This window comes from Candidatus Hydrogenedentota bacterium (assembly GCA_016791475.1).
Taxonomy (GTDB): Bacteria; Hydrogenedentota; Hydrogenedentia; order Hydrogenedentales; family JAEUWI01; genus JAEUWI01.
Genome location: JAEUWI010000040.1, coordinates 20165 through 42569, shown reverse-complemented (window position 1 = coordinate 42569; position 22405 = coordinate 20165). Strand labels below are relative to the sequence as shown.

Genomic DNA, 22405 nt, shown 5'->3' with positions numbered 1-22405 from the left:
CTCAGGCGCCCCGGAGGGATTTTCGGGAACGATCGGGGTCCATCCAGCGCTCGAGGACTTCGTGGAGCAGGCCGGGGTTGATCGGCTTGCTGACGTAATCATCCATGCCCGCGGCGAGGCAGCGCTCCCTGTCGCCCTGGATCGCGTTGGCCGTCAGCGCGACGATGGGAATTCTCCGCCCGCCGTCCTCTCTCGCCCGGATTTGCTCCGTGGCTTCGAATCCGTCCATTTCGGGCATCTGGCAGTCCATCAAGACCAGATCGAAGTCTTCCCGGCCCACACTCTCCACCGCCTCCCGGCCATTGCAGACCACGTCGCAAACGTAGCCCTGACGCTCCAGCATGCGCACGGCCACCTTCTGATTGACGAGGTTATCCTCGGCCAGCAAGATACGGAATTTCTGCTGCCGCCGCGCCTCCTGAACATAGTGGCGGGTGACCATGGCGGGTTTTCCTTCGCCTTCCTTCTTTCCGAGTACGGCCGCGATACAGTCGAGGAGGCGCTCCGCTTTGACCGGTTTCGGCAGGAATCCGGAGAAGCCCGCCTCCTCCATCTTGCGCGCGTCGCCGCGAACGGCGAGACTGGCGAGGAGGATCAGGGGCAGTTCGCGGGCCTGAGGCAGCGCGCGGATGTGGCGGGCCAGCGCGGGGCCGTTCATCTCCGGCATACCGTGGTCGAGGAGGGCCACTTCAAAGGGTGGGACGGCGGGATCGGCCAGGAGTTCCAGGGCCTCGGGGCCGCCGGGGACACTTGATACGGCGGCCCCGCAGCCTTCCAGGATGGTGCTGATGAAGGCGCGGCTCACGGCGTTGTCATCGGCGAGGAGCACCCGCAAGCCGGTCATGTCGATGGACTCGATGACGGGTTTGCTGGCCGGCTTGAGGGGGGGCCGGAACTGGAGCGTGGCGGTGAAGGTGGTACCCCGGCCCGGCTCGCTCTCGCAGCGCAATCCGCCCTGCATCAATTCGGCCAGTTGCTTGGAGATGGCCAGCCCCAATCCGGTACCACCGTACTTCCGGGTGGTGGACTCGTCGGCCTGGGTAAAGGATTCGAAGAGGCGGCTCATGCGATCCTGCGGGATACCGATCCCCGTGTCGGAGACTTCGAAGCGGACGCGGTCCCCGTCGTCGCCATTCTCATCCAATGCGACGACCACGGTGACCTCGCCTTCGTCGGTAAATTTGAGGGCGTTGCTGATGAGGTTAAGGAGGATCTGGCGGAGCCTTCCCGGGTCGCCGTTGACACACTGGGGCACTTCGGCGTGTACGAGGCAGGCCAGCTCCAGGTTTTTCTCTTCGGCGCGTGCGCCGAGGAGTTCCAGGCATTCGTCGAGGGTATTCCGGAGGTCGAAATCGAGGGATTCCAGTTCGACCTTGCCCGCTTCGATCTTGGAGAAGTCCAGGATCTCATTCAGCAGATCGAGGAGGGACTCCGCCGAGGTCTTGATGGTGTCGGCAAAATCCTGCTGTTCCGCCGTGAGTTCGGTTTCGCGGAGCAGTTCCAGCATGCCCAGCACGCCGTTCATGGGGGTACGTATTTCGTGGCTCATGTTGGCCAGAAACTGGCTCTTGGCCACGCTGGCGGCGCGGGCGGCCTGGGCCATTTCGCGGGCATGCTCGACGGAGACCGCGAGTTCGTTGTTGAGCCGCAGGGCGGCGTCGCGGGCGCGCTCCACCTCGGATTTTCTGCGCTGGTCAAGCACGGCCATGCCGAGCTGACCGCCGATCCCTTCGAGTACCGACAACCAGAGGGCGTCGCGCCGGGGCCGGCTGTGGCAGCGGGCATAGAGGAGTCCCTGAATCTCGCCGCCGGCGTAGAGGGGTATGATGTAACTTCCGAATCGCTCTTCGAGGGCCTCTCCCTGGGCGGCGCTATACACGAGCACCTGGCGCCCTTCAATCTCGCCTTTGGCCCAGAAAGATTGGACCACCTTTTCCATATCCGGTCGCCAGGCGGGGTCCTGGTCCTCATCGTAGACCGCGGCAAGGTGGAGTTCGGCTTCGGCGGGCTCATTCAGATAAACGGCGACGCGCCGCTCGGCCTTCATTTCGCGGATGCTCGCGATGACCGGAAGGATGCTCTGGAAGAGGTGTTCGAGGCTGTAGGCGTGCTGTATGAAGGCGTAGAGGGTAGCCTGGAGGCGGAGGGCTTCGTTGTTGAATTCCAGCGCTTCCTGGGTCGCCTTGTGGGCGGTTATATCGCGGATGACGCCGGTGAAGGCGGGGCCTTCGCGGGTTTCCATGGCGGTCAGGGATATTTCGACAGGAAATTTTCGCCCATCGCGGCGTCGGGCGATCAGCTCGCCCGCCGCCAGGCCGATTTCGCTGGCGTGCTGGGCGTGGAGATCGGCGATGCTGGGCAGGAAGTCGGAGGCTTCGGTCTGGCCGAGGAGGAGATCGAGGAAGTTCTCCCCGGTCATGTTTTCGTTTTCGAAGCCGAACATGGTGCGAATTGCGGGGTTGGCCGCCTGGATCAGGCCGCGGGCATCGAGCACGACAACGCCGTCGGTGATGGTGTCGAGGACTTTCTTATACTTAACCTGGCTCTCCAGTTGCTGCTCGATCATGGTATTGAGTGCGATGGCGAGTGAGCCGACTTCGTCCCGGGCGATTATGTTGGCGTAGACACCTTCCTCCCCGCGTGCGCGCGAATCGAGGGCGAGTTCGATGGCGTGGATGGGATCGAGCACGTAGCGCCGCAGGAGGACATAGGCGAGGAGCGTCATCATGGCCATGAGCAGGGCCACCAGGCCCCCGAGACTGGCGGAGACGGTGCAGACGGCGGCCACGGCAAGAACGGCCGCGACCACGAGGGGTAGCAACACTTTCAGGGCCACCGAGTGGCGAATGGTGTCCCGCATCACGATGGCGAGCCCTCCCGGCGGGCACCCGCCTTGAGGGTGGCGCGTCCCCGTGCGGCGGGGCCATCGCCCCCGCGCGGCACCGCGGCCACAGAAAGATACGCTCTCATGGTTTACAGCCTTTTGCTCTCGATCCAGCAGGTGGTCATCCTGCCCCGAATGGCGGCGCCGCTCCCGGCGAGCCGGGATTGGCGTGGAGACCCACACTGTGAGTATAGCTCAACAGCGCCGGGGGATAAAGCGGCGGCCCCGCCACGAAAATCCGGCGATACCGGACGGTTTGGCGCGGCGGACCCGGGATGTCCGGGGGGCTGCGCCGGCGGGTGGGGGATTGTTAATATGGCCGCTCCGGATGCTACGATAGGCGATATCATTATGTAGTTCACTCGGGCCGCCTTGTGGCCAAATCAAGGAGCACTTGTATGCGTTATCTCAGTCGGGGCGTTGTTGCACTTCGCGTGGTTGCGGTAGTTGCGATTCTGGCCGTGGTCAGTTCGGGGTGCGGCTGGATCGCGGACACGGACCGGATCGTGGTTGCCAAGATTGGCGACAAGAACATTACGAGAGGCACGTTGCAGCATTACATCTACGACATGCCGGATGACAAGCGACCAATCATCCGTACGCGCCAGGACTATGTTCGGGTGCTGAGACAGTACATCGACAAGGAGATCAAGATCCCGCTCGGTATCGAGCTTGCCGCCAAAGGTGAAATCAAGGTCGACCGCGACGCCGTGCGTGAAGAGTTTTTCAAGACGGCCGGCGACAAAGAGGAGACCTATCGCCACATGTGGGCCATTCCGGTTCCGAAGCCCGGTGAGGAATCCCAGCTCATGCAGATCTACAACCTGACCGCCGAAGAGATCCAGCGGGTCAAGGACATGATCGAGCAGGAAACGGACGTGATGCTGGATAAGATTCAGGGCGATCAGGCGGTCTCTTATCTGGCTCAGAAGGCTTTCCTGGCGAAAGAACTGGTGCTCGACGAGGAAGACCTCAAGATGGAGTACGAGGTCAACAAGGAGAACTTCAAGAGTTTTGAGAGCCTCACGATTCTCGGGCTCCAGTTTCCCACGTCCGAGCCCGGATCCTCCGCCGAGGCTTCCAAGGTGCGGGAACGGTTGAATGCCGGGGAGACCTTTGAGGATATTCTGAACGAATACCTTGCAAAAGACATCCGCTATGGAATCGAGTCCGTTATCGAGAACAACCCCTCGCTCGAGCGTTTCAAGGGCTTCTGGCAGGAGGCCTCCGGCGCGGCGGTTGGCGATGTGCTCGGGCCGACGTATATGCCCGACTATGGCCGGGTGAGCAAGGATGCGAACGGCCAGGCGGTTCAGGAGACGGTGCCGGAGTGCTGGATCGTATTCAAGGTACTGGAAGCCAAGCCCGCCGAGGTGTTGCCTTTCGAAGAGGCGCGCCCCTATGTCTCGGGTCCGGTGGCCTTCACCGCGATGATGGACAGACTTTGGGAAGAAAAGGGCGCGGAGATCTTCGAGGACAAGATTCCTGAACCCCGGGGTGGTGATAAGGACATCTTTGAAAGCTAGGCTTTGTCGCCTCCGTCCGATGTCGGAATATAGCGCCCTCGCGCCAACACCTGGTTGGGATCGAGGGCGCTTTTAATTTGCGCCGCGGCCTCCCAATAGACGTCGCCCCGGCGGACGAGGCGCGCCATGCCTGCTGGACTGCTGCGGTAGGGGATGTAGCCTTCGGCGATGACGGCCTCGGCGGCGGCCGCGTAGCAGGACCGGGCACGGTCCACGTCGTCCGGCTGTGACTTGTCGAAGGAAACGTTCATCACCGCGACCATGGATCGCTCGTTGAGCAGGGTAAAGGTCATGGGCAGGTCAAAGCCGTGGCGCTGGAATATGGGAGTGACGATATCGACAACCCGCCGGGCGTCTTCCCCGCGGAGGGGCAGCACGGGCGCGAGCCAGATCAGGCCCGCCGGGGTGTCGAGTGGATCGGTGATACGTCCCTCCCACCCTTCGCGCAGTCGCCAGCCGAGGCTCTGGAGGGGCATGTCGGTGGGAATGCCCTTGAGCAGGCCATAGTTTGGTTCGAGGGCGTCGAGGTGCTTGCGCAGGGTGGGAGCCAGGCCGATTCGGCCGAGCCAGCCTGCGACGCGCCTGCCGAGGGCGAGCTTGCGATCATTGACGAAGACGACCTTGCCCATGTCGCCGAAAATCCGCTTCAGCCGACGTCGGGCCTCGCGCACCTGGGGCGGCGTTCCGGAAAAGGATCCGGTGATGTTCCACGCGCCGAGGCGGGTTTCCGCGCGCAGGGTGCGGCGCAGATCCTCCGGCAGGGGCGTCTCGCCCTTGGCGCGCTCCCAGGGGTATTGGTCCATGCTGGTGAAGACCCGCAGGTCGTTGCCGATGTGCACCGCGCTGTTCAGGATGCCGTGGAGCCGCAGGGGCCGCAGTCGATCGATGGCCTCGGCCAGTTGGTCCTCATCGGGCACGCGCACGAGGAAAAAGCTGAATGCTTCGGGCTTCGGGCAGAGCCATATGCCGATGCGCACGACGATGCCGAGGTTGGATTGCATGAATAGCCCGTCGAGGATGGGCCCCACACCGTAGGGATAGACGTGGGCCGATTTTGCGCCCGGAAAGTGGCCAAATCCCGTGTCGAGAAGACGTCCGTCGGGCAGGACCACCGTCATGCCGCAGGTAGTGCGCACATGATCCCCGTAGGCGGTGTGACCAAAACCCCGCTCGCACATGTTGCCGACGATGCTGGCATCCGGTCCGGCCCCGGTAACGTCCACCCAGTATTCCGGGGCCTGCCGGCGGACGGCGTCGAAGAGTTGCTGCTGGGTGACGCCGGGCTCGATGACCGCGTAGCCCAGTTCGCGGTTGATCTCAAAAATCCGATTCATGCGCCCGAGATCAATGATGGCGGCGTCGTCCACCGCCGCGCAGGCGTCGCCATAGCCCCAGTTCTTCCCGCCGGAGATGGGATAGACGCCGTGGGCATGCTCCTGGGCAATGCGAACGATAGCCTGCACATCTTCCGGCGATTCGGGATAGAGCACGCAGTTGGGCGTGGTGCCCTGGGGCTGCATGGTGCGGGCAAAGCGGGCGATGGCTTCAGAGGTGGTGTCGACTTTCGCCTGGCCCAGGGTCTGTCGCCAGGCATCGATGGCGGGGTGCGCCATGGTTCAGAACCGGAAATGGACGAAGAGCCGCCCGAAGTTCTTGCTGTCTTTTTCGACGCGGTGGTAGAGCGCCTTGATCTCGCCGCGTTCCAGGAACCTGAGGACGCTTTTCTTCAACTGGCCACTTCCCTTGCCGGGGATAATCTCCACCAGCACGATCCGCTTCTCCACCGCCTCGCGTATAATGCGGTTCAGTTCTTCTTCGATGCGTCCGCCTTTGTTGTAGATGTCGTGGAGGTCGAGTTTCAGCTTGGCCATGAATTCAGATCCAGAGTTCGCCGCTTGCTCCAGCGGACGTCATGCGTTACCATCAGCCCGGGCGCTTCGAGAGCACGGAGCGGTCTGGGGAAGTATAGCGGATTCGCGACCTGAACGCGAAGGAGAGCGCGATGTTGAATGGCATGGACTGGATTGTAATCGGCGGCTATTTCCTCGTCGTCTTTGCTGTGGCGTGGTGGGCCTCGCGCGGCGAGAAGAACCACGAGCGCAACAGCGCCGACTACTTTCTGGCCGGGCGCAACGCGGGCTGGTTTGTCATCGGCGGATCCCTCTTCGCCTCGAACATCGGCTCGGAACACCTGATCGGCCTGGCGGGCACGGGTGCGGCCAGCGGGCTGGCCGTGGCCCAGTTTGAGATTCAGGCCTCGCTGATACTACTGCTCCTCGGCTGGTTTTTCGTGCCCTTTTACCTCCGCAGCGGCGTCTACACCATGCCGGAGTTCATGGAGCGGCGCTACTCCCCCACCGTGCGCTGGTATCTCGCCCTCATCTCCGTCGTGGGCTATGTGCTGACCAAGATATCGGTCACCATTGCCGCCGGCGGCATCGTCTTCGAGTCGCTGATGGGGATGAATTTCTGGACCGGTGCGATTCTGGTCGTCGTTGCCACGGGGGCCTACACGGTCCTCGGCGGCCTTCGTGCCGTGCTCTATACGGACCTGCTGCAGGTCTTCGTGCTCGTCGGCGGCTCCGTTCTGATTACCGTCGTCGGGATTAATCAGGCCGGAGGATGGACCGCGCTTCGGGAGGCGGCCCCGGCGGGCTTTTTCTCCGTGTGGAAGCCCATGACCGATCCGGCCTTCCCCTGGACCGGCATTCTCTTCGGCGCGCCCATTCTGGGCGTCTGGTACTGGTGCACGGATCAGTTTATCGTCCAGCGCGTGCTCGCCGCTCACGGGGAAGACGACGCGCGGCGGGGCACGATAATGGCCGGATTCTTGAAGCAACTCCCGTTGTTCATTTTTGTTATCCCCGGGATTGTGGCCTATGTGCTGAGCCAGCAGGGGGCGCTCACCCTGGAACGAAGCGACGCGGCCCTGCCCACGCTCGTGGCGACGGTGCTCCCCATGGGGCTGCGCGGCGTCGTGGTCGCCGGACTCCTGGCGGCCCTCATGAGCTCCCTGTCCTCCGTGTTCAATTCCTGCTCCACCCTCATCACCTGGGACATCTATCGCAAGATGCGCCCCGACGCGACTGAGAAGACCCTTGTGCGCGTGGGCCAGTGGTCCACGGGCGTACTCGTGGTCCTGGGACTTCTGTGGATCCCCCTGATGGCCCATGTCTCGGAACAGCTCTATCAGTATCTCCAGAGTGTGCAGGCCTACATCGCCCCGCCCATTGCCGCCGTCTTTCTCATTGGCCTCCTCTGGGGACGGGTCAATGCCCAGGGCGCCATTGCCTCGCTCCTCACCGGCTTCCTCCTTGGGATGGGACGGCTCGCGCTGGAATTGAACAAGGACAGCCTCTCCGGCTTTGCATTGGAACTAGCCTCCATCAACTTCCTGCACTACGCCTGCCTGCTTTTTGTCGTGTGCAGTGGCGTGCTCGTACTGGTGAGTCTGGCGACCCCGGCCCCGAGTACCTCGCAGGTTCATGGACTCACCCACGCTACGGTCAAGGGCGTTCCAACGCTGGGACGCCCCGTATCGGCATCGTGGCGCGCGAAGGATGTGGGTCTGAGCCTGGTGCTCTTTGGTATTGTGGCCTTTTTGTGGATCTACTTCCGGGGGTAATTCCCGGAGATCTTGTATTGGTTATAACAATTGACACGGGCCGGGCCTGTTCCGCTACGATGGGCGCGAAAGGAAATCAACCCCATGACACGCTTTCTACCCCTGATCCTTACGTCGATTGCAGGGCTCGCAAGCACGGCATCCGCCGCCGAGCCCGTTACCATGCCGGAGAATCTCCTGCTGGCGCCCACGCCAGCCAATCCACGCAATTCCGAAGGTGACTTCATCGCGCTTAAGGATGGCCGAGTACTTTTCGTCTACACCCACTTCACCACGGGAGCGAGCGACTATGCGGAGGCCCACCTGGCCTCGCGCGTGTCCAGCGATGGCGGCCAGACGTGGAGCAGCGAGGATCGGGTTGTAGTGGCTCACGAAGGCGGACACAATGTCATGTCCGTCTCGCTGTTGCGACTTCAGAATGGCGCCATCGCCCTGCTCTATCTGCGCAAGGTCGATTTCGACAATTGCCTGCCCCAACTGCGCATTTCCACCGACGAGGGCGAGACCTGGTCGGAGCCCACGGCGTGCATCACGGAGCCCGCGGGGTACTATGTGGTAAACAACGATCGCATGGTCCAGCTCAAGAGCGGCCGCTTGGTCATTCCCGCGGCACGGCATGTCCTCAAGGGCGAAGAAAAGTTTCAGCCGGGCAAAGCGCTTTGCGTGCTCTCCGACGACAACGGCAAGACCTGGCGCATGAGCCAGTCGCTGCTGGAAGCGCCGACGGAGATCTCGTCGGGCCTTCAGGAACCCCTGGTGCTCGAAATGAAGGATGGGCGGCTGCTGATGATCTGTCGCACGAACGGCGGCGCGCAGTATCGCTCTTTCTCCGCCGACGGCGGCGACACCTGGAGCGCGGTGGAGCGCACGAATCTTCTCTCCCCCACTTCGCCCGCCACGGTGGAGCGCATTCCCGGCGGCGACGACCTGCTGCTGGTCTGGAACGACCACACCGGCATCTCAGAAGAATTGAAGGATAAGCGAACGCCCCTTCGCGCCGCGCTATCGCAGGACGACGGCAAGACCTGGCGCGTGGTGAAAACATTGGAGGACAATCCGGCGGGATGGTATTGTTATACCGCCATGGATTTCGCGGAGGGGCATGCGCTCCTCGGCTATTGCGCCGGTATCCGCGGCAAAGAAAACAATGGCCTGCAAACGACCAAGGTCACCCGGCTCAAGCTGGAGGATCTGTACACCAACCTGGAAAACGCCCCCGTAATCCAAGAGGAATTTTGACCATGAAAAACCTGCTTGTCGTATCGTGTATTGCCCTGGTGGCCTGCGTCGCGGGCTCCGTACTGCGCGCCAGCGCCGTGGAAGAGAAAGCACCCATGAAAGTATTGCGCCACATCGTCATGTTCAAGTTTTCCAGCGAAGAAGCGGCCAAAGAAGTTTCCGCCGCTTTTGTGAAGCTGGAAGAAGAGATCGACCAGATCAAGGGCTTCGAATGGGGCACGAACGTGAGCAAGGAAAACCTGGACAAGGGCCTCACCCACGCCTTCACCCTGACTTTCCACAGCCAGGAAGACTTGGACGCCTACATCGTCCACGAAGCGCACAAGAACTTCGCCGGGAACCTGGGCAACAAGGTGACCGACGTTTGCGTGTTTGACTACTGGGCGGAATAAGGGCAATTGGGAGCGCCCGGGATCTCGACGAGATCCCGGGCGCTTTGCTTTTGGGCGGGGGAATGGGGCGTATGGGACCTATGAGAAGGACTTCCTGAATGCCCGCGCGACCCATAAGACCCCTACCATTGACATCCCGGCGTCCGGCGTGCAGGATAAAGGCACTCGCCATTTTCCATTGCCCTGAAGGAACCCGTCCGGATGAAGTCATTATTTGTGTTGCCCATTCGTTTGTGCCCGATGGCGTTCGCCGCGCTTGCACTGACCCTTCCCGTTTTCGCCCAGGTTTCGATTGTGAGCGAGGGCAGGGCTACAGCCGCCATCGTCACCGCCATGCAGCCCACACCCACCACGCAGTATGCCGTGAAGGAACTCACGGAGCATGTGGAGAAGGCCACGGGGGTCCGGCTGGCGGTGGTCACGGAAGCGGCAATTCCGGAGACGCTGCACACCCGCGTCTTCATTGGCGATACGGAGACGGGACGACGACTGGGTATCGAGCCTGACCAGTTGCCCCGTGAAACGTACCTGATCCGTTCCGTGGGCAATGACCTGTTCATCGCGGGGCGCGACGCGGGCGGCGATCCAATGTCCGACAGCAATCCCGATTCGGGGACGCTCTTCGGCGTTTACGAGTTGCTGGAGCGCTTCGTCGGCGTACGCTGGCTCTGGCCCGGTGAACTGGGGACTTATGTGCCGGGAACCGCGACCATCGCTTTCTCGGCCGTGAACGAGACCAAAGCGCCTGCGCTCCAGTTTCGCCGTTTCTATCTGTCGCATATCCATTCGGTCATCAACGGTCAACCCATCGACGCGGACAATGCGCGCGTGGGCTTCAGTGTGGAAGGCGCGGCGGCCTACGCGAAAGCGCTGGAGGTGCTGCTGCGCCGGCACCGCATGGGCGGGATGGACATCAAGCCGCCGACCGGCCACTATTTCCACGGTTGGTGGAAGCGCTATGGCAAGGAGCACCCGGAGTGGTTCGCGCTGCGCACCGACGGCACCCGAGGCCACCCTGACCCCGACTACGACAACACGCCGATGTGCGAATCGAACGAGGAATTGCAGGACTTCGCGATTGACCAGTGGGACGGCCAGGGCGTGCTGGTGCTGGGCCCGGTGGACCGTCCAGGCCGCTGCACCTGTGCGAATTGTCGCGCGTGGGACGGCCCTCAGCCCGTGAATCCGCCGTGGTTTGCCTCCTACCACTATGGCGCGGACCCGCGCAGCGAGGGACTGTATGGCGGGGCGACCTCGGACCGCATGGCGCGCTTCTGGAAAATCATGCAGGAAAAAGCCCGCAAGAAGAACCCCAACGCGCAGGTGTCGATTTCCTTTATCTATGAGAACGAATTCACTGCGCCGGTGACGGGCGTCACGCTCAATCGGGATTTCTACGGCGAATTCGTGCAATGGCAGGACCCGCACCTGCGCTATTTTCCCATGCCGGACGAGGCCGTGGAATGGCTCAAGGAACAGTGGCTCGGATGGCGCGCGACGGGCATCCGGATGGGCTACCGCCCCAACTACCTGCACGACGGCTACGTGATGCCCCACTTCGAGACCCGACAGGAAGGCGAGTTCTTCAAGTTTGCCGTCGAGCACGGTATGGAAGGCGCCTCCTTTGATTCCCTGACGGGTCAGTGGGCTGCGCAACTGCCGCGCCTGTACATGCATTTGCGACTTTTCGAGAAACCGGAACTGGAGCTGGAGGCCATGCGCGCGGAGTTCCTCGCCGCCTTCGGCCCCGCGGCGGACGCCATCGACCGCTATTACCAGTACTGGGAAAACTACGCTACGGAAAACACCCTCCCCTTTACGGAGCTGTATCGGGAAGTCGAACGGCGCTACGCCAACTACGTGAAACGCGCCCACCATATGTTTCCGCCGGAATCTTTTGCCCCGGCGGAGGCGCTGCTGGAGGAGGCTCTGGCCGCAACGACGAGCCTGCCCGACACCCAGTTTGCCGAGCGGGTCCGCTTCGTCCAGCTTGGTCTCGAACACGCCAAACTTGCCTCGCGCCTGGCCGCAGTTTACGACGGAGAAGAATCACTGCCACCGGAGAAGGTGGGCGAAGGCTTGGCGGCGCTTGAGGCGCTGGTGGCCTTCCGAAAGGCCCATGAGCTCAGCTTCTTCTCGGATCTCTTCCACGCCACCGCGTACTGGGAACGCCCGCGCATGAACCTGGATGAGCTGATTAAGCAATGATGGGTCTTGCGCGCCCCGCGACCCGATGGGACGAATGAGTCTGGCTTGACGTTGGTATATCAGGTTGGAGATCCCGCCATGAACAGCCCGTACTTTTCCGCCGCACCAATGAGCGCCCTGATTCGCGGGACGACCATCTTCACCTATGCCCTGCTTGCGGTCATCATCGGCTTTGGCCTGTTTACCGGTCCGAGAGAGCTTGCGGTCTGGACCCTGTCGATGGTGGTTATGCCGCTTGGTTTTATGGCAATCGGCCCGATTTTCATGGTCCGTGGATACTCCCTGGAGCCTGACCGGCTTCGTATTCGGCGGCTGGGCTGGAGTTCCACCGTCGATCTCCGTGATTTGCGCGATTTCAGCATCGACCCGGATGCGATGAAGGGGAGCTGGCGCATTTGCGGCAATGGCGGGCTCTTCTGCTACTCAGGTTATTTCCGGAGCCGGAAACTGGGTAACTTCCGGCCTTTCGTGACGGATCCCAAGCGAGCCGTGGTCCTTCGTACGGCGCGGAAGCCCTTGGTCGTCTCGCCGGAAGATCCGGAGCGCTTCGTGGCGGCGCTTACGGAGCAATTCGGCGGCTCGGACTCGGCCACGTACGACCAGGAATAAGCTGGAGAGAATTCCTTCGGGGTGCGTTCAGTCGCCCCTGGCATACATTCTGATGTCTTGCACGCAAAGGCGCGAAGTCGCAAAGAAAGTTGGGACGCAAGCTCAAATCGGCCCCGCCTTGTTCGCCGGGAGGAATCATGTACGCAGAGCGCTTCCTTACCTGCTTGTTCTTCGTGCCCTTCGTATCTTCGTGGTGAAAAATCTTCCGGCCATGCGGGCATGGAAAATCTCGGAGAACTCTCGATCTGCTCCACGTCTTGGCGCCCCATTTTCGAGGTCTTATGAGACCATCGGTGAGTTTCAGTTATTTTCGTGGTCAACTGAAAGAAAAAGGCCACGGAGCACGCTGAGGCGCGGAGCGTAAAGCAGACGAGAGACTTCCGTCCCAAGAGCCAGACCTCTTCAAGAACGGTGTCGCGGCCAACGGGGGCTGCCTCTGGTATTTTTTGTCCCGCTTGGCGGGGCTGCGGCGTCTTACAAGACAGGATCGCGGAGGCGGCGGCAGCGCGGGCGATGGGATTGGGAAATCGTGCGCCCGATTATCCGAGAGTAGCCCACGATGCCCGGCCACGCGATTGCGTTGCGACCTTTGCCCCGTACATTTTTGTACAAGCCAAGCTACCCTATTGAGCCGAGGAAAGTTAGCCCTGGATCCGCCTCGTTGAGGTTCTGCTTCGTTTGTCACCCCGCGCGGGCGCGATGTGGGCTCAGATCCTTGTCGTAGGGGATCGGTGCGGACTGTATCCGCACGGCCCGGACATCGCGCCCGTGCATTGTTTCTTTGGGGGCTCCGTGGACTTGCGTTGCTGAGGCGTGCGACGCGTCAGGAGTATGAGGAGACCAGCACGTTTTCGAGCTTGTAGTTCAAGTACACCTGTTGCTCGGACTTCGGCTTGGGCTTGGGCTTGGCTTCGGCGCCGCCCACAATCTGGGCCGCTTCTTCCAGGGTCACGGGCTGGGCTTCAGCGGATTCTGAATTCAAGTCGTCTATCTTTACAGTTGCCATAGTGGGACTCCTTTCGTTGATGTCTGGTGTTTCGCAGTGAAAATTGAATCGTTAGAATCGAACGGAGCCGTCGCCAAGGGCCACGTTGACGCCGCCGATGTGCTTGCTCTGGACGGAGACATCGCCTTTGATGCCTTCGTACTGCATGTAAATCGGGCCACCTTTCACCTGGGCAGCTTCCTGCTCGTTTACGGCGGTTGTGTCGGTCAATTCGTTCAGTTTAATGGTGCTCATGGCAGGTTCCTCCTCCCCATCGCGGGGCGTTGAGTTGATGAAATCGTTAACAAAGAATCAGGACTTGGGCGTGGAAAAGCTCATCAAGATTTCACCCTTGTGGTCAGCCCGCTTGCTTTCGCCGTCGATACCATCGAACTTGATGTAGGCGGCGCCCCCCTTCACATTTTCAGCCTGGACTGTGGTGACTTCCGTGGTCTCGTTCAAGTCGGTGATTTTGATCGTGCTCATGGTTTCTTCCTCCACCCGAGTTCGGGATTTTTGTTTGGCCCGTGCCTTTCATCGGCACATGCTCACGCTAAGCGCCTTCCGTGCCAAGTGCCACCCCCGCCATGCAACATCCTTTACTCCAATCACTTAGGCTTTGGGATTGCCTCCGTGATACGATAGCGGAACTCGGATTCGCTGGGTCTGAAAATGTAGCCAAACGCTACCATGGCCCGATATCGAATCCATGCATGCACGAATTCAGGATGGCGCGCACGGGGCTGGCCCCAGCGCCGCGAGGACCCCTTCATGTTCATAACCACTGCCCTGGCCCTGCTCGTCTTCGCCCTCCTGCTCTGGGGGCTCAGCCTGCTGATGCGCAACGCCAGCATCATCGACTGCTTCTGGGGCCTCGGCTTCATCCTCGTATGCACCGTCGGACTGCGCCTCTACGACCCGCCCACCCCGCACCAGGTCCTGCTCGCGGGCATGGTTTTCCTCTGGGGCGCGCGCCTCTCCCTTTACCTCACGTGGCGCAACTGGGGCCAGCCGGAGGACTACCGCTACAAGGCCATGCGCGATCACCACGGACCCGCCTTCGCGTGGAAAAGCCTCTTCACCGTGTTCCTGTTGCAGGGCTTCCTCACATGGTTTATCTCCCTGCCGCTGCAGGTCGCAATCGCGTCGGAATCGCCCGTGCCCTGGGATGGCCTGGCACTGGTCGGCGTGGTGATTTTTCTCGCGGGCCTGACCTTCGAAAGCATCGGGGACTGGGAGCTTGCGCGCTTCAAAGCGAAGCCGGAGAACAAGGGCAAGGTCATGGATCAGGGACTCTGGCGCTACACCCGCCACCCGAACTACTTCGGTGACGCCCTACTCTGGTGGGGCCTCTTCATCACCGCCCTCCCCGCGCCCAACGTGATCTACACCGTGCTAAGTCCCATCGTGATGACGCTGCTGCTCATGAAGGTCTCCGGCGTGCCCCTGCTGGAAAAGCGCATGGCCGAGACGCGACCAAAATACGCGGAGTATGTGCGGAAGACACCCGCGTTTTTTCCTGGGCGGCCGAGGGACTAGGGCCGGAGCTTTCGCTCCTGAATTCCTGGTAATTCCGTCAAACCGAATTGTGCAGAAAGTCGGTGCGTTCCATAGTTGGCGCAATCTAGAAAAAATCGACTTTCCCCTGCGGATGGGCGGCAAGAGAATGTGGCACAGCCGTCCCGGCTGTGTTTTCTCGCTTACTCGAAGTCACTTTCGACCATTGTTTGCACCAACTCCTCGAGAGGAGAATCGGGTGCAAACATGGGTTCTCGTCGATGCTATCCAGCTTCCCCCCCGCACCCAATCACAGCCGGGACGGCTGTGCCACATTCCTTTGCGATCTTTGCGTTCCTTCGCGGCCAAGTTTTCAATTCACCACACGGACCTACAGGTAAAGACGACGCCATTGACAGTTACCACAGCATGTGTTACTGTCGGGATGCACTAGCGATATAAAAATTTTTCCCTCACTCATCCGCAAGGTAGTTGTTATCCGGAGATCCTCCCATGGCTCGCACGTTGGTCTTCGCAACGCTGCTCGCTGGACTTTGCATTTCGCCCCCGGCACTCAACGGCAAAGTCTCCTCCAACTCCGGCGCATCGGCCCAGACCGTCCAGCAGACCGTAACGCGCGCCACTGCATACTTGCGAACCGAAAGCGCGGCCTGGCTGAGCTCACGCACCTGCGCCGCCTGCCACCACATTCCCATGGCCCTTTGGGCGCTGAGCGAAGCGGACCGGCGGGGCTATGAAGTCGATAAGCAATTCATTACTGATACCACCGAAACCGCGCTGGGCAGCGTGGAAAAACTGATGGCCGTGGGATTGCAAGCGAATCCGGCCAATCCGCCCGACCCGCGCCCGATGGCGGCGGGCGTGAACATCGGTGCCGCCTTCATGGCCGCCGTAGGGTCATCGCTGCTACCGCTGGAACCGGGCCAGAGAGACACCGTCACTTTCATCGCCGACGACATCGTCAAGAAGCAGCGCGGGGACGGCTCCTGGGAGTTCTTTCTCAGCCGCTCACCGGTCAACGAAAGCCAGACGACGGATGCGGTCTGGATCATCATGGCGTTGCAGGCCGATAATCGACCTGGCGCGCTGGATTCGCGCCGTGGGGCCATCGAAAAAGCTTCGGCGTGGTTGGCGAACGCATCGCCGCCCGATAATCTCCAGGACAAGGCCCTGGGGCTGCTCCTGGCCAGTCGCGCGGGCAAATCGCGCGCCGAGATGCAAACGCCCATCGACGAAATCCTCGCTCTCCAACTGGAAGACGGTGGTTGGGGCCAGAAAGCAGACATGCCCAGCGACGCCTTCGCCACAGGCGAGGTCTTGTACGTGCTCTCCCTCGCCGGGTATACGCCTGCCGACGCCCCCATACAACGCGGCATAGATTTCCTCGTCACGACGCAAGCGGAGGACGGCAGTTGGCTGATGACTTCACGCGCCACGCCCGACGGCAGCCCGGGGAGTTCGAAGCTGTTGACGCCGATCACCTGCGCCGGTGCGGCATGGGCTACGTTGGGATTGGCGAGTTTGGTGCCGAATGGGCCGTGAACGAGGGCGGGCTGGATTTTGTGGTGCAACTGAGAAACGCGGCATTCAAGACAAATCAACTTGCCGATTCCCTACTCGAATTCAGAAACCAAATATAAATCTCGCACCAAATAGAATAGAAGGAAACCCAACAAACACGAAAAGAAACCGCAATCTGTCGCGTCGAGTCCACGGAGACAATTTCTCGTCCGTGCGTTCAATGGGTACAGTAACCCTTCGCTCAAGTTCAGCGATGAACGCAGGCATATTCGCGAGAGGATGGACTACCAACGCGTTCCCGTGCTGATCCTCAACGAGCACTCGATACTCTCCATCACTTGGCCCTCTACCCGCGACCACCTTTGACACCAAAGACAAAGTGATAACCGGGAGCCATACATTTCCTTGAAGTATATGGCTGAGGCTGTCACCGTCAATCCTGTATAGCCCCCCGAGTCTCGACAGAATGGGCGTGAGTACCACGTTGAATAGAACCATCACGAAGATTGTTGCCCCCAGTAGTGCGCCGAGACCAGGAAAGTTCTCTCCTTCTACAGGAACTAACCAGATCATGGAAGGGGAAGAATCCAATAGTACCAACACAAAAGCCAAAATGCTTCCCGATCTTCTTATATGTGAATTCATCCACTTTCTGGTTTCAGGCGAATAGCAGAAATCCATTGACACCGCGCAGCTTTCCCGATCTTCCGACATGTCAATTCGAAATCTCCCTGGTCCCTGGTCGCCGCGTTGTTCCGCAAATCGGACACGGGTCCAAGACTGTTCTTCCGTTGGGCAACCTCTGGCCCCAGTACTTGAGTGCATACGGCATTTTCAAACCAAACCCGTCCGACGTGTCGTCGTGAAGAAGAAATTCTTCGAGGCCAACATCCCGAATTCTGTCCAGCCGCGTCATGGCGTCCGCCAGCGAATGATACGGAATCCCACCGTCCAGCGAAGACTCCATAACATCGTCCGCGTCTTCGCTTTGCTCGTATTCATCCGACCATGTCCAGTGCGCCAACGCTTCTATTTGCGCTTCGATAAGGGCAATGTTCGCTGCATCCTGCGACAAGGCCAGACCCGACGCCGCTTGCATCCGGACACTCTCTACCGTGTACGATGCACTATAGTCGTCCACTGCATGGGGCACGTTGACCCATGTCCCAATCAGCTCTTCCGCGCCTTCCTTGGTAAACGCCCGCCTGAGCGTTGACGTTGCGGAATCAAGCTCGAAGAAACCAAGTAAACCCACAGCCGCCGCCTTCCCATAGACGTTGACATAGCCATGGCCTTTACTTGCGTCGGCGTCTTTCCAGAGGTCTGGACGACGAATATAAGCGAGTATGGCGTTTAACGAAGCCTCATCCCTGCTATCGCTCAGCCATGCGAGCATGCTGCTAATGGAGCGCCAGCGATTCTTATAGGCCGGGTCTTTCAGCATATCGCGCAGCAGTGGAAGGCACTCCCGATCTAGCCCACTCGTCGCATCTGCGTAAAGCGTATGAATAGGGATTTCTTCGGTGCCGACAAGAACGAGAATCTTCTGCATCATCACCTCCTTCTCATCCGGCACTCGCATGGAATCAGCGCCGCTGACCGGCAGATACGGCTCAAGGGGAACTGCCCTTGCTGGAGATGGTTTGTCTCCTTCATCCGCGACCAATTCGACTTCGACCGGTGACTCGCCCGTTTCAGGATCCTGATCGCGATCAATTGTGAATGAGTTCCGCAACAGAAAGATCCCGCACAAAACAGTGAGCAGTCCCACTGATGCACCGACCAGCACCGATCTCGAGTTTGCCATAGGCTGCCGCCCCGTCCTTCGTTCTACGTAATCGCAAATTCAATGCTACGGAAAGCGCCGCTTTCTTTCTACGTATCCGCAACTTCAAGACTTATTGTGGCTCCAATTCACTCCAGAGATATCGCTGCCCGACTCCTCGGAAACTTTCTGGGTTGAGAGAAGTCTCGGTCCGGGGTTGAGAAACACACGTGACGACGCGCGCTCGTCCTCGCGAAGCGCCTCGACAATTCTATCTAAATCATTGCCATACTTTGCCGCGTGGGCCTTGACAATTTCGCGAATTTCTTCAACAATCGGGTCTGGAATGATTGGCTAAACCTCCACTTTCCCAGAGCGGCGCAGTCTAATGGGTTCACGAAGTTCCCTCAGTCAAAGGTTTGTACGGCGTCGACTCTTCCGAAGCCCTCGTTACCCGAACGCGCTTGGCTTCGAAGTTGACAAATTCTCGACCCGATGCGCGCTCCATCTCCTGGTAGGCTTGCACTATTCGCTTAAGATCGTTTCCATACTGCGCCGCGTGTTCTTTGCGGTACTTGCGAATTTCTTTCACAATTGGGTCGTCAATCATCCTTACCTCCTTCCGCAACACCTTCCAAGCGCGTCAAAACAGTGCCGTGAAGATGGGCTTCCCTTCTTCAAAACCTACTCAGTTCTTGGACTATCCACCATAGGGTTCCTCGCTCTCCGACACATGCTTTATCGGTATCCGCCGTGGTCCCGGGTTAAGCACTGGCCGCGTGGATAGCCGCTCCTTTTCACGAAGCGCCTCTACGATTCGATCGAGGTCATTTCCGTATTTTGCCGCATGCTCTTGTCGAATACGGCGTACTTCTTCAACAATCGGGTCTGGAAACATCGTTTTTACCTCCAAGCTCTTCGGGCGAACACAGCCGCGGACATTCGTAGCCATTCAATCTGATTATACTCGCAATGGCGTCTTTCGTCTCAGCATTGTTCATGTGGCGAAAGTTCCATGTCAGCAAGTACTCAGCGCCTTGCGACGCAGCAATGCCGATATGCAGCGCATCTTCCTCGCTTCCCGCCGGTACCGTTCCTTTTGAAATCAGGAGCCGGGCAATCAAATTTGCCTCATCTGTGATGGAAAGGCTGGGAATATCCGAAACCCAGGACAAACGCCTCGCGGCAGCCAGAGCGTCTCCGTCTGAAATTTCCTCCTCCACAAGCGTCGAGATGCGCAACTCGAATCTTCGTCGTTGATTCTCCCACCAGTCCCGCGTTATCGCCTGCCGTGCGGCAACTACCAAATCCCGACTCGGCCTTGCCGCGAGGTAGCTGATGACTGATGTCTCGACGTAGACCGTGGGCTTCATCTCTTTGAACTCGCTCCGCATTTTCCAGCCGCAACTATTGCCTCTATTAAAGCACTCGGGCCGGGTACTGTCAACAGCAATCGGACTGCGCGCAACTGCGTTGCGCGGGACGGGGGCTGAAAGCCCCCACTCCATTCTTCCGTATGGATATGGAAAGGCCCGCGATCACTGTGTGACCGCGGGCCTATTGTGGAGAAGCTAAACTCTGGGTTATTTCGCGTAGGCGATGCGGTAGATCACGCCGGCCTGTTCGCCGGAGACGAAGAGGGCGCCGTCGTTGGTCACGATCACGTCGACCGGACGGTCCCAGGCTTCTTCGCGCTGGACCCAGCCGGTGGCGAAGTCTTCGTATTTCTTCACATTGCCGTCTTTATCGAGGGTCACGGTCTTGATGGCGTAGCCGATCTTGATGGTGCGGTCGGTGGAGCCTTTGAGGGCGATGAAGAGACGGTTCTTGTACGCCTTTGGAAACTGGTCGCCGGTGTAGAAATTGAGGCCGAGGGGCGTAACGTGGGCGCCGAGCTTCTGGACGGGCTTCACGTAGTCGTCGGGATTCTTGCCCTTGCCATTTTCCGGATCGGGCACGTCGCCGCCGTGGATGTAGGGGTTGCCGAAGTGCTGGCCGGGCTGGGTGACGCGATTGAGTTCGCAGTCGGGCCGGTCATCGCCGAGTTTGTCGCGGCCGTTGTCGGTGAAGTAGAGCGTGCCGTTTTCCGGGCTCCACGCGAGGCCCACGGAATTGCGCACGCCCATGACGTAGGGCTGGATGTCGGAGCCGTCGAGGTTCATGGAGGTGATGGTGCCCAGGCGCGGGTCGTTGAAATCGACGGTGGGATCGCAGTGGTCGCAGGGCGCGCCGATACCGAAGTACATGCGTCCGTCCGGGCCGATGGAGAGATCCTTGGAACCGTGGGCCGCTTCAGCGGGCAGGGCGTCCGTCACGACCACGGGCGCGGGAATCGACGCGAGGTTGGCCTCTATGTTGTCATAGCGGAGGATGCGATTGACCTCGCCAACATAGAGTGATCCGTTGTGAAAGAGCACGCCGTTCGGACTCTCCAACCCGTCGGTGATGGTGTGGGTCTGGTCCACCTTCTTGTCGCCATCGGTATCAACCAGCGCGTAGACCGTCTTCTGGCCGCGGGTGCCGACGAAGAGGGTACCATTATCGCCCTGTGCCATGAAGCGCGCACCGGGCACGGTGTCGGCGTAGACGCTGATGGTGAAGCCCTCCGGCAGCTTGATCTTGTCCAGCGGGAGGTCTGCGGCAAAGGCGGCGCCGGCCGTGACGAAGGCGGCGGCGGTGAGGGAAAGCAGGGCGGTGGCGGATTTCATTCGATAAAGACTCCATTGGGTAGGTAAAGGTTCGATTCCCCGTTCGGCCCACCATGCTACGGGATCCGGGTGGCGCGGCTCAAGCAATTGCATGGTTGTGGCAATTAGCAGCTTGGAATCGCGCTCTCGCGGAGGGCCCGCTGGCGAGTGGCTGTTGTGACTGAAAGCTTCGAATTTTTATCCTTGCGCTTGGGACTCTTGTGATATAGTCGTCTAAGTCGACACCCGACGCACGGCATGGCCTGTAAGACCTGCTCGGCTCGACTGCACAGGACTGCCTTGCGCGCTTTTTCAGGAGGGCTTATGAAGCAATTGTTAATTTTCGGGTGCATTGTCTTAGTTCTTGCGGACGCGGCCTCCTCCGCTTGGAGGAGAATCAGCTACCGGGAAATCTCGCCTTCAAAGAGTCCCGGAATTACTGTATTCGCTGAAAATGATGGCAATACGTCTACCGTAGTTTGGGAAGCGACCTGGCGCTTTTCGCCAGATCAAGCCAACATCGTGGTGTGGAATGAAATCGCCGAAGATGCTGGCTGGCTGCAGACCAGACGCTGGAAGAAAAGCGAAGAAGTCTACATGTTCACGACTGATCCCGTAAAAAGAGTCGTCTGCTCCTGCACACCGCAGCGAAGTATCGTGGATCAGAGGAAGCAACCGACGACCAGCCTGGTCTCACGAAAAACGGTCGCATCGTATTCCAAGCCTGTCGCTGACGGCCTCAAGGCGACCAAACCCGGACCTGCGGGAGTGCTACAGGGCCCTGAACACAAGAACTGTACGAGTGTTGAAGTAACAGAAATGGTTGCAACCCTGACGAAGAGTGGATCCGTCAATCGAGAGTTGGCGGATGAGCTAAGAAAGTTGGCGGATCAGTAGCATGCCCATCGGGAAGTGACCGATTTTTCCAAGGCCCGCGGGATGAGAGAATCCTTTTACTTGTACTGCTCTCGGATGACTCCATGAACCTGCTCCCCTTCGTGGAACTCAAGCTCCCCCTTCCGCTGCTCCTCGGATCAGCGATCGAGTTCTCTTCGGTGCCATTCTGGCATCGGAAGCGACTCATTCTCGTCCGCGATAGAATCCCAAACATCTTCGACAAGTAACAGTCTGTCGGCGAGTCCGATTTTCCCAATTTCGCTTTTCAGTTGATCGATGGTCATGCGATGGGACCTCGAGACCAAGTGCTTGGCCCTTCTATGCAATTAAAGCATTCGCCTGGCGGCATGTCAATAGGCCTCGGCTTGCAGCATCGTGACTTACAGGACGGATTCGACGGATAGGACCGATTGAGGTATCCGTCCTATCGGTCCCATCCGTCGTATCGGTTATACCAGCGCAAATCAGAAAAGAAAAGTCCCCTTCCCGCCCCGATCAAAAAAATCACCCGCGCCTCATTTCGAAGCGCGGGTGATCGCAGTTCACTAT

General features: G+C 59.8%; 20 protein-coding genes. 9 read left to right on the top strand and 11 right to left on the bottom strand.

Annotated elements, in window-relative coordinates:
- Nucleotide 1 precedes the first annotated feature (1 nt).
- The gene (locus JNK74_19450) at nucleotides 2-2863 is read right to left on the bottom strand and encodes a response regulator (GenBank protein ID MBL7648360.1); all 2862 of its coding nucleotides are present in this window, start codon (nucleotides 2861-2863) and stop codon (nucleotides 2-4) included.
- Between the two features lie 419 nt (nucleotides 2864-3282).
- Here JNK74_19450 and JNK74_19445 point away from each other — a divergent pair, with 419 nt between their 5' ends.
- On the top strand, nucleotides 3283-4410 hold the full coding sequence (locus tag JNK74_19445) for a peptidyl-prolyl cis-trans isomerase (GenBank protein MBL7648359.1): 1128 nt from the start codon (nucleotides 3283-3285) through the stop codon (nucleotides 4408-4410).
- On the opposite strand, the gene JNK74_19440 is transcribed toward JNK74_19445, so the two are convergent.
- Both JNK74_19440 and JNK74_19435 read right to left on the bottom strand, forming a co-directional pair.
- Entirely contained in the window at nucleotides 4407-6023 is a 1617-nt protein-coding gene (locus tag JNK74_19440; GenBank protein ID MBL7648358.1) for an FAD-binding oxidoreductase, read from the bottom strand. The genes JNK74_19445 and JNK74_19440 overlap by 4 nt on opposite strands.
- Nucleotides 6024-6026: 3 nt before the next feature.
- Nucleotides 6027-6281 (bottom strand): Smr/MutS family protein, encoded by a 255-nt coding sequence (locus JNK74_19435; protein MBL7648357.1) that lies wholly within the window; start codon nucleotides 6279-6281, stop codon nucleotides 6027-6029.
- A 131-nt stretch (nucleotides 6282-6412) separates the two neighbouring features.
- Here JNK74_19435 and JNK74_19430 point away from each other — a divergent pair, with 131 nt between their 5' ends.
- The 5 genes from JNK74_19430 (at nucleotide 6413) to JNK74_19410 (ending at nucleotide 12483) form a co-directional block, all read left to right on the top strand.
- Nucleotides 6413-8035, top strand: coding sequence for a sodium:solute symporter (locus tag JNK74_19430; GenBank protein ID MBL7648356.1), 1623 nt, complete (start codon nucleotides 6413-6415; stop codon nucleotides 8033-8035).
- A gap of 84 nt (nucleotides 8036-8119) precedes the next feature.
- Nucleotides 8120-9274, top strand: coding sequence for an exo-alpha-sialidase (locus JNK74_19425; GenBank protein ID MBL7648355.1), 1155 nt, complete (start codon nucleotides 8120-8122; stop codon nucleotides 9272-9274).
- 2 nt (nucleotides 9275-9276) lie between these two features.
- Nucleotides 9277-9666 carry a Dabb family protein gene (locus tag JNK74_19420; GenBank protein MBL7648354.1) on the top strand — a complete coding sequence of 130 codons (390 nt, stop codon included), beginning with the start codon at nucleotides 9277-9279 and terminating at the stop codon, nucleotides 9664-9666.
- Between the two features lie 201 nt (nucleotides 9667-9867).
- Entirely contained in the window at nucleotides 9868-11874 is a 2007-nt protein-coding gene (locus JNK74_19415) for a DUF4838 domain-containing protein (GenBank protein MBL7648353.1), read from the top strand.
- Nucleotides 11875-11952: 78 nt separating this feature from the next.
- A complete protein-coding gene (locus JNK74_19410; protein ID MBL7648352.1) occupies nucleotides 11953-12483 on the top strand; it encodes a hypothetical protein in 531 nt (176 codons plus the stop codon).
- 823 nt (nucleotides 12484-13306) lie between these two features.
- On the opposite strand, the gene JNK74_19405 is transcribed toward JNK74_19410, so the two are convergent.
- From JNK74_19405 to JNK74_19395, 3 genes are read right to left on the bottom strand one after another with little or no spacing between them, the layout of a single operon-like run.
- A complete protein-coding gene (locus tag JNK74_19405) occupies nucleotides 13307-13489 on the bottom strand; it encodes a hypothetical protein (protein MBL7648351.1) in 183 nt (60 codons plus the stop codon).
- Between the two features lie 51 nt (nucleotides 13490-13540).
- Nucleotides 13541-13723 (bottom strand): DUF1559 domain-containing protein, encoded by a 183-nt coding sequence (locus tag JNK74_19400; GenBank protein MBL7648350.1) that lies wholly within the window; start codon nucleotides 13721-13723, stop codon nucleotides 13541-13543.
- Nucleotides 13724-13780: 57 nt separating this feature from the next.
- Nucleotides 13781-13954 (bottom strand): hypothetical protein, encoded by a 174-nt coding sequence (locus JNK74_19395; protein MBL7648349.1) that lies wholly within the window; start codon nucleotides 13952-13954, stop codon nucleotides 13781-13783.
- A gap of 285 nt (nucleotides 13955-14239) precedes the next feature.
- On the opposite strand from JNK74_19395, the gene JNK74_19390 reads away from it, so the two are divergent.
- Together JNK74_19390 and JNK74_19385 are read left to right on the top strand one after the other, a co-directional pair.
- Nucleotides 14240-15007 (top strand): DUF1295 domain-containing protein, encoded by a 768-nt coding sequence (locus JNK74_19390; protein MBL7648348.1) that lies wholly within the window; start codon nucleotides 14240-14242, stop codon nucleotides 15005-15007.
- 471 nt (nucleotides 15008-15478) lie between these two features.
- The gene (locus JNK74_19385; protein ID MBL7648347.1) at nucleotides 15479-16528 is read left to right on the top strand and encodes a terpene cyclase/mutase family protein; all 1050 of its coding nucleotides are present in this window, start codon (nucleotides 15479-15481) and stop codon (nucleotides 16526-16528) included.
- A gap of 694 nt (nucleotides 16529-17222) precedes the next feature.
- Here the strand turns inward: JNK74_19385 and JNK74_19380 are convergent.
- The 4 genes from JNK74_19380 to JNK74_19365 form a co-directional block, all read right to left on the bottom strand.
- A complete protein-coding gene (locus JNK74_19380; protein ID MBL7648346.1) occupies nucleotides 17223-18314 on the bottom strand; it encodes a hypothetical protein in 1092 nt (363 codons plus the stop codon).
- A gap of 352 nt (nucleotides 18315-18666) precedes the next feature.
- On the bottom strand, nucleotides 18667-18882 hold the full coding sequence (locus JNK74_19375) for a hypothetical protein (GenBank protein ID MBL7648345.1): 216 nt from the start codon (nucleotides 18880-18882) through the stop codon (nucleotides 18667-18669).
- A 265-nt stretch (nucleotides 18883-19147) separates the two neighbouring features.
- Nucleotides 19148-19645 carry a type II toxin-antitoxin system VapC family toxin gene (locus JNK74_19370; GenBank protein ID MBL7648344.1) on the bottom strand — a complete coding sequence of 166 codons (498 nt, stop codon included), beginning with the start codon at nucleotides 19643-19645 and terminating at the stop codon, nucleotides 19148-19150.
- Nucleotides 19646-19855: 210 nt separating this feature from the next.
- Complete coding sequence (locus tag JNK74_19365; GenBank protein ID MBL7648343.1) at nucleotides 19856-20980, bottom strand: PQQ-dependent sugar dehydrogenase; 1125 nt, start codon at nucleotides 20978-20980, stop codon at nucleotides 19856-19858.
- Between the two features lie 303 nt (nucleotides 20981-21283).
- Here JNK74_19365 and JNK74_19360 point away from each other — a divergent pair, with 303 nt between their 5' ends.
- Complete coding sequence (locus JNK74_19360) at nucleotides 21284-21856, top strand: hypothetical protein (GenBank protein MBL7648342.1); 573 nt, start codon at nucleotides 21284-21286, stop codon at nucleotides 21854-21856.
- A 137-nt stretch (nucleotides 21857-21993) separates the two neighbouring features.
- Here the strand turns inward: JNK74_19360 and JNK74_19355 are convergent, their stop codons facing one another.
- The gene (locus JNK74_19355; protein ID MBL7648341.1) at nucleotides 21994-22140 is read right to left on the bottom strand and encodes an addiction module protein; all 147 of its coding nucleotides are present in this window, start codon (nucleotides 22138-22140) and stop codon (nucleotides 21994-21996) included.
- Nucleotides 22141-22405: the final 265 nt, after the last annotated feature.